The 12,664-nt window shown below is 41.7% G+C and carries 14 protein-coding genes; 5 read left to right on the forward strand and 9 right to left on the reverse strand.

Translation table 11 applies throughout. From position 1 onward, the window contains the following. Positions 1-15: 15 nt before the first annotated feature. Complete coding sequence (locus NST65_RS09950; RefSeq protein ID WP_342488800.1) at positions 16-2,262, reverse strand: DEAD/DEAH box helicase; 2,247 nt, start codon at positions 2,260-2,262, stop codon at positions 16-18. A 159-nt stretch (positions 2,263-2,421) separates the two neighbouring features. Here NST65_RS09950 and NST65_RS09955 point away from each other — a divergent pair, with 159 nt between their 5' ends. After that, positions 2,422-3,540, forward strand: coding sequence for an NADH-dependent flavin oxidoreductase (locus NST65_RS09955; protein ID WP_231122787.1), 1,119 nt, complete (start codon positions 2,422-2,424; stop codon positions 3,538-3,540). Positions 3,541-3,597: 57 nt separating this feature from the next. Here NST65_RS09955 and NST65_RS09960 read toward each other — a convergent pair whose 3' ends face one another. Beyond that, positions 3,598-4,104, reverse strand: coding sequence for a PTS glucose transporter subunit IIA (locus NST65_RS09960; protein WP_034280784.1), 507 nt, complete (start codon positions 4,102-4,104; stop codon positions 3,598-3,600). A 169-nt stretch (positions 4,105-4,273) separates the two neighbouring features. On the opposite strand from NST65_RS09960, the gene NST65_RS09965 reads away from it, so the two are divergent. Beyond that, a complete protein-coding gene (locus NST65_RS09965) occupies positions 4,274-4,693 on the forward strand; it encodes an Hsp20/alpha crystallin family protein (protein WP_034280483.1) in 420 nt (139 codons plus the stop codon). Between the two features lie 20 nt (positions 4,694-4,713). Here NST65_RS09965 and NST65_RS09970 read toward each other — a convergent pair whose 3' ends face one another. From NST65_RS09970 to NST65_RS09980, 3 genes are all read right to left on the reverse strand, one after another. Further along, positions 4,714-5,175, reverse strand: coding sequence for a YppG family protein (locus NST65_RS09970; RefSeq protein WP_034280480.1), 462 nt, complete (start codon positions 5,173-5,175; stop codon positions 4,714-4,716). Positions 5,176-5,282: 107 nt separating this feature from the next. Further along, complete coding sequence (locus tag NST65_RS09975; protein WP_224426683.1) at positions 5,283-5,663, reverse strand: YppE family protein; 381 nt, start codon at positions 5,661-5,663, stop codon at positions 5,283-5,285. A gap of 49 nt (positions 5,664-5,712) precedes the next feature. Further along, the gene (locus NST65_RS09980; RefSeq protein ID WP_223251001.1) at positions 5,713-5,946 is read right to left on the reverse strand and encodes a DUF5446 family protein; all 234 of its coding nucleotides are present in this window, start codon (positions 5,944-5,946) and stop codon (positions 5,713-5,715) included. Positions 5,947-6,143: 197 nt separating this feature from the next. Here NST65_RS09980 and sspM point away from each other — a divergent pair, with 197 nt between their 5' ends. Beyond that, positions 6,144-6,248, forward strand: a complete 105-nt coding sequence (gene sspM / locus NST65_RS09985) for an acid-soluble spore protein SspM (RefSeq protein WP_024422772.1) — start codon at positions 6,144-6,146, stop codon at positions 6,246-6,248. 23 nt (positions 6,249-6,271) lie between these two features. On the opposite strand, the gene NST65_RS09990 is transcribed toward sspM, so the two are convergent. Further along, a complete protein-coding gene (locus NST65_RS09990; protein ID WP_061109278.1) occupies positions 6,272-7,228 on the reverse strand; it encodes a DUF2515 domain-containing protein in 957 nt (318 codons plus the stop codon). A 46-nt stretch (positions 7,229-7,274) separates the two neighbouring features. On the opposite strand from NST65_RS09990, the gene recU reads away from it, so the two are divergent. Together recU and NST65_RS10000 are read left to right on the forward strand one after the other, a co-directional pair. Next, positions 7,275-7,910 (forward strand): Holliday junction resolvase RecU, encoded by a 636-nt coding sequence (gene recU / locus NST65_RS09995; protein ID WP_327827710.1) that lies wholly within the window; start codon positions 7,275-7,277, stop codon positions 7,908-7,910. A gap of 19 nt (positions 7,911-7,929) precedes the next feature. Beyond that, on the forward strand, positions 7,930-10,644 hold the full coding sequence (locus NST65_RS10000; RefSeq protein WP_065214701.1) for a PBP1A family penicillin-binding protein: 2,715 nt from the start codon (positions 7,930-7,932) through the stop codon (positions 10,642-10,644). A 36-nt stretch (positions 10,645-10,680) separates the two neighbouring features. On the opposite strand, the gene NST65_RS10005 is transcribed toward NST65_RS10000, so the two are convergent. The 3 genes from NST65_RS10005 to NST65_RS10015 are packed head-to-tail and all read right to left on the reverse strand — an operon-like array spanning position 10,681 to position 12,571. Beyond that, positions 10,681-11,190 carry a YpoC family protein gene (locus NST65_RS10005; protein ID WP_065214700.1) on the reverse strand — a complete coding sequence of 170 codons (510 nt, stop codon included), beginning with the start codon at positions 11,188-11,190 and terminating at the stop codon, positions 10,681-10,683. Next, positions 11,187-11,849, reverse strand: a complete 663-nt coding sequence (gene nth, locus NST65_RS10010; protein WP_034280464.1) for an endonuclease III — start codon at positions 11,847-11,849, stop codon at positions 11,187-11,189. Before nth ends, NST65_RS10005 begins: the two co-directional genes overlap by 4 nt. A gap of 17 nt (positions 11,850-11,866) precedes the next feature. Next, entirely contained in the window at positions 11,867-12,571 is a 705-nt protein-coding gene (locus tag NST65_RS10015) for a DnaD domain-containing protein (protein WP_034280461.1), read from the reverse strand. Positions 12,572-12,664 lie beyond the last annotated feature (93 nt).

A 12,664-nucleotide genomic window follows, 5' to 3' on the forward strand; every position in this document is an offset into this window, starting at 1 on the left:
TCTTCCTCCTTCCTCTTAAAATGCAGACACCAATTCAACAATGCTGCTTTTTCCGCTCACCTCTTTCATTTCCATGCCAATGCAGGATGGACAGCCGTTCTCACAGCGGCACCGCTCTATCAGCTGAATGGCTGCACCTGCTATTTCATCGAAACGAGCTTGGACTTCTTTGCTTAAGCCGATTCCGCCAGGGTAGTGGTCATATAAAAAGACTGTCGGTTTACCGGTATGTGCCGCTTTAATTTGTGAAACAACATGAATATCTGAGCGGTCACACATCACAAAAGCAGGTACAATGTGCTGAAGAACATTTGCGATGCCAAGCAGGAGCTGTTCAAGTGTCTTCTCTTCAAATCTCCGCTCTGCCTCGTGTAATTCAAACCAAGCCGCACTCGTATGAATTTCTTCTTCCGGTAAGTGAATCGGTCCAGACCCGATATTTTCACCAGTACTCAGACGGATTTTCTTAAATATCGTAGGCATTGCGTTGACAGTCACATCACCGTAGTGAACAGATACCGCTTCTTTCTCTGTCGTCTGATCGATTTCAAGCACCTTGAGCTGAACAGCTAAATTAGCATCTGTATAGTATTCTACATCCACTTGTTTCACATAAGCCTTCAAATGCTCGTAATCTAGCTTTTCTACTTGATATTGAACCCCTTCATGTAAATAAATTGCTTCATCATGCAGCAAAGTCATTGCACTGAATCGATCCATCTCTCCAATAATCCGGACATTCGCTACGTCGGATTGATCCACAATCACCACATTTTCCTGGCTTGCAGATCTCAGGCTGATCCCATGCGCTGGGAACGATTGATCCGACCAATAATACCGGTTCCCGCTAAAATGAAGAACCCCTTCCTCATGTAAGTATTGCAAAATGTCTTCTACTTCCATGCCGCCAAACTGTTCATCCGTCCGAAATGGCAGCTCGTAGGAAGCACATTTTAGATGATCCACTAAAATAATGAGATTTTCAGGATTGATTCTGGCTGCTTCAGGCGGTCTATTAAAGAAATATTCAGGGTGTCTGACAATATATTGATCAAGGGGTGAGGAGCTTGCCACCATGATAATAAGCGCCTCCTCATGACGCCTTCCAGCACGTCCTGCCTGCTGCCATGTACTCGCTACACTGCCAGGATACCCCGTCATAATGCATACCTTTAGCTGACCTATATCTACCCCTAATTCTAGTGCGTTCGTGCTGACGACACCTAGAATGTCTCCTTCTCTTAACCCCTTTTCAATCATGCGCCGCTCTTTTGGCAAATAGCCTCCGCGATACCCGCGAATCGATTTTGGACCGATTTCTTTTTTCACAAGCTCTTGAATATGACTTAAAATCACTTCTACTCGTACCCTGCTTCTAGCAAAAACGATCGTTTGAATTTTTTCTTTTAAAAATGTTTTAGCCAATTGGTTGACGACAGTGGCAGCGCTTTGTCTAATATTTAATGGTTTATTCACCACTGGCGGGTTATAAAACACAAAATTCTTTTTACCGCTAGGCGCTCCGTTTCGTTCAATAAGATGCACTTTGCTCCCTGTGAGCTGCTGCGCCAGCTCTTTTGGATTCGCAATCGTTGCGGAAGTACAAATGAAAATCGGATCACTTCCATAAAATGCACAAATTCGCTTTAATCTTCGAATCACATTGGCCACATGACTGCCAAACACACCTCGATATGTATGAAGTTCATCAATGACAATATACTTCAAATTCTCAAACAAGCTGACCCATTTCGTATGATGAGGCAAAATAGCTGAATGCAGCATATCTGGGTTTGTGATGACAATATGTCCTGCTTGTCTGACTCGCTGCCGAATGGCTGGGGAGGTATCCCCGTCATATGTTTCACTATGAATCGGAACATCCATCTCGTGGATGATCTCGTTAAGTTCACTCTTTTGATCCTGCGCGAGCGCTTTTGTTGGGAATAAATAAAGAGAGCGGTTTGTCTGGTCTTCTGCGATCGACTGAAGAACAGGCAGATTGTAGCAAAGCGTTTTACCTGAAGCTGTTGGTGTAACCGTTACTACATGCTCACCATCCATTACTCGTTCAAAGGCTTCCTTTTGATGAATGTACAGCTCTTTCACGCCTCGTTTTTCAAGCGCCTTTTTTAGCCTGTCGTCCACTCTTTCAGGAACGGGAGAGGTCTGTGCAGGCTTTGCTTCAATTTCATGCCAATGCTCTACCTGTTCGTCTTTCTTTAATTCTTCTATCAGTTCGTTCATTGTTTTCTTTTTCATATTGCGTCCACCTCTCATTCTAGTGTACCGAATATTTGTTTGCATGACTAGGCGGCAATTTTTTGATGCGGACTTATGAGCAAATACTTTGAACTGTTGTAACAATATCTATTACACTTCTAAAGTGAAATGATTTTATCAAGGAAGAAGATGATCAGATTGAAAAACGAATTTAAGCCTTTATTTGAACCATTTACGTTTCCAGGAGGCGCTTCTATTGATGGCCGGTTAGTCGTTGCTCCAATGACACACTTCGGTTCTCATGACGACGGCACCATTTCAAAAGACGAAATTGACTTCATTACAGCTAGATCAAGTGAAATGGGCATGGTGATTACTGCATGTGCGAATGTGACTCCAGATGGGAAGGCATTTGAAGGACAGCCTTCTATCGCAAGAGATGAAGATATCCCTGGCCTGAAAAAACTGGCTTCAGCTATCCAGGCAAAAGGAACAAAAGCCATCATTCAAATTCATCACGGCGGCTCTCAGGCTCTCCCTCATTTAGTTCCAAACGGTGATGTGGTTGCGCCAAGTGATGTGTTCAAAGATGGAAAACAAATTGCACGCGCTTTAAAAGAAGAGGAAATTACGCAAATTATCGACTCCTTTAAAGAAGCAGCAAGACGAGCGGTTCAAGCAGGGTTTGACGGCGTGGAAATTCACGGGGCAAACGGTTATTTATTACAACAATTTTACTCACCGCATAGCAATCAGCGTACAGATCAATGGGGAGGAAATGAAGAAAAACGTCTAGCTTTCCCTATTGCTGTTGTAGATGCAGTTAAAGAGGCCATCAAAGAACATGCGGCTAAACCGTTTATCTTTGGATACCGGTTATCTCCTGAAGAACCAGAAACACCTGGTTTAACAATGACAGAGACGTTTACATTAGTGGATGTTCTCAAAACAAAAAGCCTCGATTATTTGCATATCTCTTTAATGGAGATTGGCTCTAAAGCAAGACGAGGCGCAGATTCTAATAAAACTCGTATGGAACTGCTAAAAGAACGCTGCGGCGATGCTCTTCCGCTTATTGGAGTAGGCAGTGTCATTACAGCTGAAGATGCACTCCATGCTTACAATCAAGGGATTCCTCTCATCGCTGTCGCACGAGAGCTGATCGTCGACCCAGATTGGGCTAAGAAGATTAAAGAAGGCAGAGAACAAGAGATTGAAACCGTCATTAAACGCAGCCAAAAAGACAAGTATCTCATTCCAGAAGGATTGTGGTCTGTCATGGAAGCAAGTCAAGGCTGGGTTCCGATGGAGGATTAATGTCCTCAGCACAATAAAAAACTACCCTATCAGTGGGTAGTTTTTTCTATTCATGGATTATTTCATTTTCACTGTAAAGAGCTTGGACATCTGCTTTTCTACAGAGCCTTTTGGTTCTTTATCAAGTCGTTCGATAAGGTCACCATTCATAATCACAATCGGTGTCACTGTACTTGATGCTTTCTCTTCAATCAGTTCTAAATCACATGTAATAAGAGGATCACCGATTTTCACTTTATCCCCTTCTTTCATGTGGGCTTCAAATCCTTCACCATTTAACCCAACTGTTTCAAGTCCGATATGAATCAGAAGCTCAAGCCCCGAGAGTGTTCGAATGCCAATTGCATGTTTTGTATGGAAGAGCTGAATGATTTCACCCTCTACTGGAGACACAATCGTCCCACTTTTTGGTTTTACTGCTACGCCGTCTCCCATCATCTTTTGAGAAAAGACGGGATCTGGTACATCAGTCATATCCATTAACTCTCCATCAACTGGAGAATAAATGACTTCTTCCTTTACATCATCTTGGTTTTTTCCGAAACCGAATAATTTTTTCAGCAATGTCAATTTGCTCCCTTCAAGCTTTGCTTCTTAAATCTATTTCGTGCATGAAACTTTACGCCCATACACCTTGCTTCATTCAACACTATTTAATCATAATTTTTTCCTCTCATCAATTGATAACCGCCTGAGCCCCCTCTGCATAGGCTGTAGATGAGAGGTGATTCAGATGAAACATGAAGGCGAAAAAAAACATGAAATGCTGGCAAATGAAGATATGCTATATGAAGCGATTGAACAATTTTTTGCATCCTCCCCGTTTCACGAGATATTAAATAGTGCAGAGGCACTCATGACCACATCGCATTCACTTGCATCCATTACGACCGGTGTGACAGAGGATGAACAGAATGTGTATATCGAGATTCAATTTCCAGACCATTTTGTCGAAGGAGACATTGCGCTAGAAGTAAAAGCCCAATATTTACACTTATCAGTACAGGAAAAAATCAAAACAGATACGACTTCTTCGTATTCAAGCTTTACCAAAACCATTTTAATGCCGGCAAAAATAGATGAAACGAAAATGAAGAGTGTGTGGAAAGATCAATCGCTTCATGTGTCTGCGCCAAAGCAAACAACCCAATAGATCAATCTATTGGGTTTTAGCTATGCTTTAAAAATGCTTGTAAATCCTTTCGCCAATGAGCCTACTTGATTCATTGTACTCATCATTTGGCCAGCTGTATCAAACATTTTGTTAAAATCGTATTGCCCATTCGTCTTTTTGAATTGTGACAGCACACTTTTAAATTGAGATGGCTGCTGTTTTTGCGGCCTTGGCAATGGATAAGGGTTCATAGGCGGCTGCATGGGCATCATGCCTGGAGGCTGCTGCATTTGGGGTGGATTCATCGCTTCAGGCGGCTGTAAAGGCGGCACGTTTTCTTGGTATCCATAAGGCGGCTGATAAACAGTAGATGGTGCCTGATTCATTCCCCCTCCACCTTGATACGGCGGCATGAAATAGTCTGGAGGCTGCGGAGGCTGCTGCTGCATCTCTGGATACGGAAAAGGCCTTTGCTTGAATTGATTGAATTCATAAGGCTGCTGGTTTGAATAAGGGAACATCTATCTCGCTCCTCTCGCTCTCAACACATATTGATGTCACTCATATATTATGACCAAGAGCAGAAGATGTGCCTAAAGAAGCCATAAGAAAAACGCAGCATCATTCTTTAGCTGCGCTTTTTGATTTCTTCTATTAAAAGGTTCAGAGTGTAAACCACTGACTCAACTAAATTTTTTACACGGGGTGCGTGCTGTTTACCAAAATAAGATTGCAGGACAACCTCTTTTCCATTTTCTTTTACGGCTTCAAGCTGTTCTTGGTGTAAATATCTAGGTTTGGCCTGCTCAATAAACGAGATGGCAGCGGTGAGCCACTCCTCCATTTTCTGATCAAATGTAACAACGGCCGGCTGAATATCCGTATAAAAATCATACGATGGGTACTCCTCTTCAGCCTTTCCCTTTTGGTACTGCTCATACGCTTCTTCGATCCATATTCTCAAGTTTTGTGTATGTTCAAGTAATGTTTGATTATCCAAAGTGTTCACCTCTATGAACCATCCTATCAAACGTTTACCTATTGCTCAAATAGAAAGGCTATCCGGCGTGATATGCCGGTCTTGCTGCCAGTTTATACTCGGCTGCATGAAGCTTCACTTCACAGTCCTTTACTTCTGATTCAAGCCGGTCAATGATTTGTTCTTGCTCTTCTATCGCTGCACGTTTCGTCTGCTTCACAGCAAGAGACAGCTCTTCCTCTACCGCATCAATTTTTCGCTCGATTTCCTCTAACAACTGCATAATGGATTCTTTTGATACAAATTCGCTCATCATCAGATTCCTCCTTTATCGTCTCTCGTTACATTCTCTTTTCTTTCTCACCCTCCTTCACACATGACAAAACTAGAAGCAAATCGCCAATCTAAGTGTAGATAAGCGCTATTTCTTCCTTTTCGACAGATGCTTGTCCTTCTTTGTATGATTGCGTCCGATTGTGTAAATTCTAAAGACAAAAGGAGGTAGATTTCATGAAAAAGCAGCCAGCACCAAAAGAGCAAAAGCCAAAAGGGAAAGAAAACAGTCCAGATCAGCTGGATAAAAAGCTCGGCGGTCCTAATCGTCCATCTACGTAAAAAAAGCAGGCACCCCCTGCTTTTTATTTATGCAAAAAATAGTGCTCTAATGAGAAAAGAAAACGAAGCTGTCTTTTTTTATGAAAATACCAGTCGGTCAGCTCAATCTGCTTTGGCAGCGGCTCTGCCTCAAATAAAGATGGACTCAATTTCTTTTGAAACCAATCTTCCCTTTGATCGTCTAATGAATGTGTCATCACCGGATAAACCGTCCGAAGAAAAGGTGTTGACCTTCTAGCGATCCCTAAAAAAGGTTCAAAATCAAACCGAGACCCCGTATGCGGAACGGTATGCAAAAAATGATAAAAATCCGAAAACAAATCGGCTCGAAATAATAGTTTCGCTAATTTTTTACCTAATGTAATGCGATCCTTTACATTGGAAAACTTCCGTATGGTTAAGCCGTACAAATGCCCGTCCACCGTTGGAAAAACAACGGTTTGGAAATGTCCCCACTCGCTGAAAAGATATTGAATCGAGTGAAAAACATTCTTTTTCAGAAGAGGATTTTGTATAATAGGAGATTGTATAGTATATTGTTCATTTATGATGAGTGCATAAAGCAGACGCTCTGTGTCACGCTTTAGCCAGAAGCGTTCCCACTCAGCGCTCATAAACCGAGACACGGAGAAATAAGGAAGCAGATGAAACAAAGGTTTACTGCATCGCTTAGACCATTCGTACAAAAGAAGCTGAGGGTAAGCATCCGAAAAGATCAGCCAATTCGCTCTTTCATATGCTGTGAAAAAAAGGTGCCCCTGCTGATCCGTTAAACCTGGATGGAAGAGCTCGCCTTTTAAATCCGTCATGGACCACCCAGCATTTCTCGAGACAAAGGAAGCGAGCAGCGACCATTTCATCTCTGGATGCCGGTCATAAAAGCGCTTGTAGGCATTTGTCCTCGTCAGGTTGTCTTTATTTTTTGCTTTCGTTTCACGCAAAATTTGCTGAGTGATGATATGCTCTTCTTGGGACAACATGGTGATCTCTCCAATACAAAATGCATTAAAAGGAGGCTGAAACTTGATGATTCGGTATCCAAACGGAAAATCGTATCAGCCCATTCAACAAATTGGGACAAAAAAAAGAATCAGCGGCGAATCCTCTTATAGTAACCGCGGGATGACGCTTGAGGCTGATTTAAATGAAACGAACCAATACTATTTGGTCAACGGGATCGCAGTCATTCATAAAAAGCCTACCCCAGTTCAAATTGTGAATGTGGATTACCCAAAAAGAAGTGCTGCTGTCATTAAAGAAGCCTATTTTAAACAATCATCCACAACAGACTATAACGGGGTTTACAAAGGCCGCTATATCGATTTTGAAGCAAAGGAAACCAAAAGCACTACCTCGTTTCCGCTCAAAAATTTCCACGACCATCAAATTGAGCATATGAAACAGGTTGAAAAGCAAGGCGGCATTTGTTTCGTTATTATATCCGCTTTTGGCTCCGTTTATTATTTGCCCGCTTCAGATCTCTTTTTCTTCTGGGAGCGGCAGAAAAAAAACGGCCGTAAATCCATTAGCAAAGAAGAATTAATGGAAGCTGGCCACATAATGACACTTGGATATTCGCCAAGAATTGATTATATTAAAGTAGTGGAGACACTTCATTTTTCGGATGAAAGCAAGCAGCAATTACGTTCGAAAAAGGTTTAACACGAAAGGTTGAGATGTGATGTCTGATCAATTTACAAGTCGTGAACAGCGACGTAAAGCAAGTCAAGAAAACAATAAGAAGCAAAAGAACAAAAAAGGCAAAAAGAAAGCAGGTCTATTTAAAAAAATATTTTTATCTTTACTCGTGATCGGTCTACTTTGTTTAGTTGCCGGAATCACAACTTTTGCCGTTTTTGCATCAAGCGCTCCTTCTATTGATGATAGTAAGCTTAAAACACCATACTCTTCAAAGCTTTATGATAAAGACAAGAAAGTGTTTGCAGAAGTTGGTGCAGAAAAAAGAACGTATGTCTCGATAAAAGATATACCCGATGTGGTAAAAGACGCGTTTATTGCGACTGAAGATGCACGTTTTTATAAGCACCACGGGATTGATCCAATCCGTATCGGCGGTGCACTTGTCGCAAACGTTGAGGACGGCTTTGGTGCTGAAGGCGGAAGTACAATTACACAGCAGGTTGTGAAAAACTCCCTCCTAAGCAATCAAAAGACGTTAAAACGGAAAGTACAGGAAGTATGGCTCTCGATTCAGCTTGAGCAAAAATACTCTAAAGATGAAATTTTAGAAATGTATTTAAACCGCATTTTCTTCTCTCCTTATGCTTATGGTGTGGGGAAAGCAGCTGAACAATTTTTCGGAGTCACAGATTTAAATAAACTAACCGTTGCACAGGCTGCCACACTTGCAGGTATGCCGCAGAGTCCTTCTGCCTATAACCCGGTGAAACATCCCGAGGCAGCGGAAAAACGCCGTAATATTGTTTTAAGCCTTATGAAAAAACAAGGCTATATTTCTGAAAAAGAATATGACGCTGCAAAAGCAACCCCTGTCAGTAAGACAGTTGTTTCAGCTAGTAAATATAAGAGCCAAAACTCTAGTAAGTACTCTGCCTACATTGAAGAAGTGATGGAAGAAGTACAGAAAAAAGCCAAAGTGGATGCATCAACTGATGGATTAAAAATCTATACATCACTTGATCGAAAAGCACAGGATCACTTAGATGATATCATCAATGGAGATTCAGTTGGATTTACGAAAGGGATGCAGGCGGGTGTGACCCTGCTTGATACGAAAAATGGTGAAATTCGCGCCATTGGCGGTGGACGTGATGTACCAGCCGGCGGCTTTAACTATGCGACGGATGCAAAACGCCAGCCAGGGTCCACAATTAAACCGATCTTAGATTACGGCCCAGTCATTGAAAACAAAAAATGGTCAACATATCAGCAAATTGATGATGCGCCGTATACGTACTCAGATGGTACACCGATTAATAACTTTGACAGAAGACATTTAGGTAAAATGTCGATGAGAAGTGCTTTGGCACAATCGCGTAACATCCCTGCACTTAAAGCATTCCAAGAAGCTGGTTCAGCCAATGCCGCTCAATTTGCTAATAATTTAGGCATGGACTTACCTTCTGATATTCCAGAATCTTATTCCATCGGTGGATTTGAAGATGGTGTGTCTTCATTAAAAATGGCAGGTGCATTTAGTGCATTCGGTAATAACGGATACTATAATGAACCGCACGCTGTTACATCTGTTGAATTTAATGACGGGACAAAGCTTGACCTTACGCCGGACTCAAAAGCAGCAATGAGTGATTACACAGCATTTATGATTACAGATATGCTGAAAACTGCTGTCCAATCTGGTACTGGTACACTTGCACAAGTACCGAACGTTCAAGTAGCTGGTAAAACAGGTACAACGAACTTCACACAAGATGTTATTAATAAACACAATATCCCTTCTGGCGGTGCAAAAGATTCATGGTTTGTCGGTTATACGCCGCAATATACAGCAGCCGTTTGGACTGGAATCGGTAATTCAAAAGATGCAGACGGAAAGATATGGCTGAATGATTACGAGCAGCGTGTTGCCAAAATCGTCTTCCAGCGATTGATTTCTCAAATTGATGATGGAAGCGGCTCATTTGAAAAACCAGACAGTGTCGTTGAAGCTACGGTTGAAAAAGGATCCGATCCAGCAAAATTAGCCGGACCAAATACACCAAGTGACAAGAAGACAACAGAATACTTTGTTAAAGGAACGGTACCAACAAAAGTCTCTGACACATACGAGAAAAAAGAAGCCGATAAGCCTTCTGATTTAAAAGCGGTGTATGATGAAGAGAAAAAATCCATCACACTGACTTGGGGCTATTCTGACGACGCTGATGCTACATTTAATGTCAAGCAAGCGGTTGATAATGGCGGCTATAAAGAGATTCAAAACAGCTCTGCTAAAGAAGCGGTCATCTCTGATGTGAAGCCTGGCTCCACATATAAATTCCAAGTGACAGCCACTGTAGATGATGTCACGAGTAAAGCGGCATCTACCTTCCTCACCATTAAGGATGACGCAGATGAGGAAGAAAAAGCGGATGATGAGAATAAAGAAGAAGAAGAACCGCAGCAGCCTGACGACGAGCAGACAGACCAAACAGACGATAACAAAAATCAGCCCCCTGGCACTGATGAGCAAAAGCCTGATGACAAAAAAGATCAAGATAAGGATAAGGATCAGGACCAAGGTGGAAATACAGAAAACGGAAATAATGGTTCTTCAGATAATGGCTCAGACAGTACAAATGGGAACAGCAACTCGCAAACTGATAATAAAGATAAAAAGAAAGATGATGAGAAAGCCAACTCTCAAAGTTCCAATTCGCAATCAAATGCTACTTCTCGAAAAGAAGATGAATAATGAAAAAGCACTTGCCTCCTATGGCAAGTGCTTTTTTTAACGCTGCTGTTTGATTTTTTTAAGTGCTTCATATTTTCCATACTGCTTTTTTAATTCCGTGTATAGCTCGTCCAATTGAATAAAGCAATGATATTGAGTTGGTTTTAGCAAAATAAACTCTAAACGTTCCGTCCAATTAATCGGAGCAACAGGAAATGTCTCTTGCTTGATATGTTCCCATTCAAACGTTTGGACACTCTCCCCTTTGATCCAGTAAAACATCGCAATCATACTGACGATTCCTTGCAGCATATCATCTTCTTCACAGCGGGATTTTCTTGTTTGGAAACGAGGAAGCATTTTTTCTTTTAATTCGTCCCACAGCTCAAACATCACAGGAACAAATTCTTCCGTTTCCTGCCATGGAAACTCGTCTGTTAAAGGTTCTGAAGATAGATCATATGCGAGCGGATTGGCCCTCAGTATATCTACTCGATCACCTTTAATCTCTACCTTTTTTTCTTTTAGCTTTTCGACATATGAGGTGAAAACAGCTGCCCCGCTCATGCCAGCTTCACCAATCCTTTTTTCAGCCTCTTCTGCCCTTCTCTGCACATATCAAGAAGCGGACACGATTCGCACTGCGGCCGCTGCGCCTTACAATGATATCTCCCAAAAAAGATCAGACGGTGATGCGTCACAGACCAATCTTCTTTTGGCACCTTTTTCATCAAGGTTTGCTCTACTTCAAGCACAGAATCTTTCCAGCGGCAGATGCCTAGACGTTTACTGACTCGTTCTACGTGTGTATCTACTGCTATTGCCGGTACACCAAAAGCGACCGAAACGACGACATTTGCTGTTTTCCGGCCAACCCCAGGAAGCTTAACAAGCTCATCCCGGTCCTTTGGTACTTCACCGCCATATTCTTCAATCAGCATTTTGCTCAACTTTTGAATGTTTTTAGCCTTATTTCGATAAAGACCAATCGAGCGAATATCTTGCTGCAGTTCTTCAAGCGGTACACTTAAATAGTCTTCTGGTGTTTTATATTTTTGAAAAAGCGTTTTGGTGACCTTGTTTACAAGCACGTCTGTACATTGAGCAGAGAGTGCAACAGCAATCACAAGCTCAAATGGATTGTCATGAACAAGCTCACACTCAGCCTCTGGAAACATATCTCCTATAATATCTAAACACTCATTGATTTGTTTTTTTGTTAACATGCCTTCTCCTTTATTGGTTATTGTTCCAGCCAATTATAAAAAGGAACTTGTCGTTTATAGGTGGACGTCTCTTCTTTTGAAGGCGGCGTTTTCTGCTGAGACCGGAAATGCTGGCTATGCTCTTTTGCTTCTTCCGCTGTTTTCAGCCCTTTCTTTTTCCACTCAAATAAAATTCGATCAATATAACGGAAATTTAATTTCCCTGATAAAACGGCTTCTCTTAGCGCTAGCCGAATCATCTCAGTATCATGATGGTCTTGATCCATCCAGATCGAAAGTGTTTCTCCTTCAAGAGGAGACAGCGGTCTGCCGAATTCATCTTCAAATAAAGCATATAAAGATTTTTCAGCCTGCACATGATGTTTTTGCGCTTCTTTCGCCTGTTTTGCTTCTAAAAAGTCATATAGCACGCCCCATAAAGGTTCTACTGAATAGCGGTCATGCTGAATACCAGACCTGTCTTCAAATGGCTGAATCGAGATAAATCCTTTTTGAATGAGATGCTGAACCATATACGCACACTCTTCCGCTGAAATGGTCATGCCTTGAGAAAGCTCTTCAAATGTTTGGAAGAAAACGCCTTGTTCTTCATTCATTTTAATTTTAAGCATCACCATCATCTGTGATTCATTCAGTCCTAACTGCTCATAATGAGCAATCAGCAAATTAGGCAAACTTGTCGACCCCATTTGCTGCATATTAATAAATTGCTGTCTATTCATCGGATACACCTCTTCATTTTAAGTATATCACGTTTTATTTCACGTGCCCCTCTAAAAAACGTTTGAAAAAGCCTCCATTTGTTGGAGGCTTTC

The sequence above is a fragment of the Bacillus sp. FSL P4-0248 genome, assembly GCF_038593305.1.
In the GTDB taxonomy this organism is placed as follows: Bacteria; Bacillota; Bacilli; order Bacillales; family Bacillaceae; genus Bacillus; species Bacillus safensis.

What these genes read in the sequence shown, in the direction of transcription:
- sspM (WP_024422772.1), top strand. Translation starts at nt 6,144, where the DNA reads ATGAAAAAGCAGCCAGCACCAAAAGAGCAAAAGCCAAAAGGGAAAGAA.
- NST65_RS10000 (WP_065214701.1), top strand. Translation starts at nt 7,930, where the DNA reads ATGTCTGATCAATTTACAAGTCGTGAACAGCGACGTAAAGCAAGTCAA.
- NST65_RS09970 (WP_034280480.1), bottom strand. Translation starts at nt 5,175, where the DNA reads ATGTTCCCTTATTCAAACCAGCAGCCTTATGAATTCAATCAATTCAAG.
- NST65_RS10005 (WP_065214700.1), bottom strand. Translation starts at nt 11,190, where the DNA reads ATGAGCGGGGCAGCTGTTTTCACCTCATATGTCGAAAAGCTAAAAGAA.
- NST65_RS09950 (WP_342488800.1), bottom strand. Translation starts at nt 2,262, where the DNA reads ATGAAAAAGAAAACAATGAACGAACTGATAGAAGAATTAAAGAAAGAC.
- nth (WP_034280464.1), bottom strand. Translation starts at nt 11,849, where the DNA reads ATGTTAACAAAAAAACAAATCAATGAGTGTTTAGATATTATAGGAGAT.
- recU (WP_327827710.1), top strand. Translation starts at nt 7,275, where the DNA reads ATGATTCGGTATCCAAACGGAAAATCGTATCAGCCCATTCAACAAATT.
- NST65_RS09990 (WP_061109278.1), bottom strand. Translation starts at nt 7,228, where the DNA reads ATGTTGTCCCAAGAAGAGCATATCATCACTCAGCAAATTTTGCGTGAA.
- NST65_RS10015 (WP_034280461.1), bottom strand. Translation starts at nt 12,571, where the DNA reads ATGAATAGACAGCAATTTATTAATATGCAGCAAATGGGGTCGACAAGT.
- NST65_RS09965 (WP_034280483.1), top strand. Translation starts at nt 4,274, where the DNA reads ATGAAACATGAAGGCGAAAAAAAACATGAAATGCTGGCAAATGAAGAT.
- NST65_RS09980 (WP_223251001.1), bottom strand. Translation starts at nt 5,946, where the DNA reads ATGAGCGAATTTGTATCAAAAGAATCCATTATGCAGTTGTTAGAGGAA.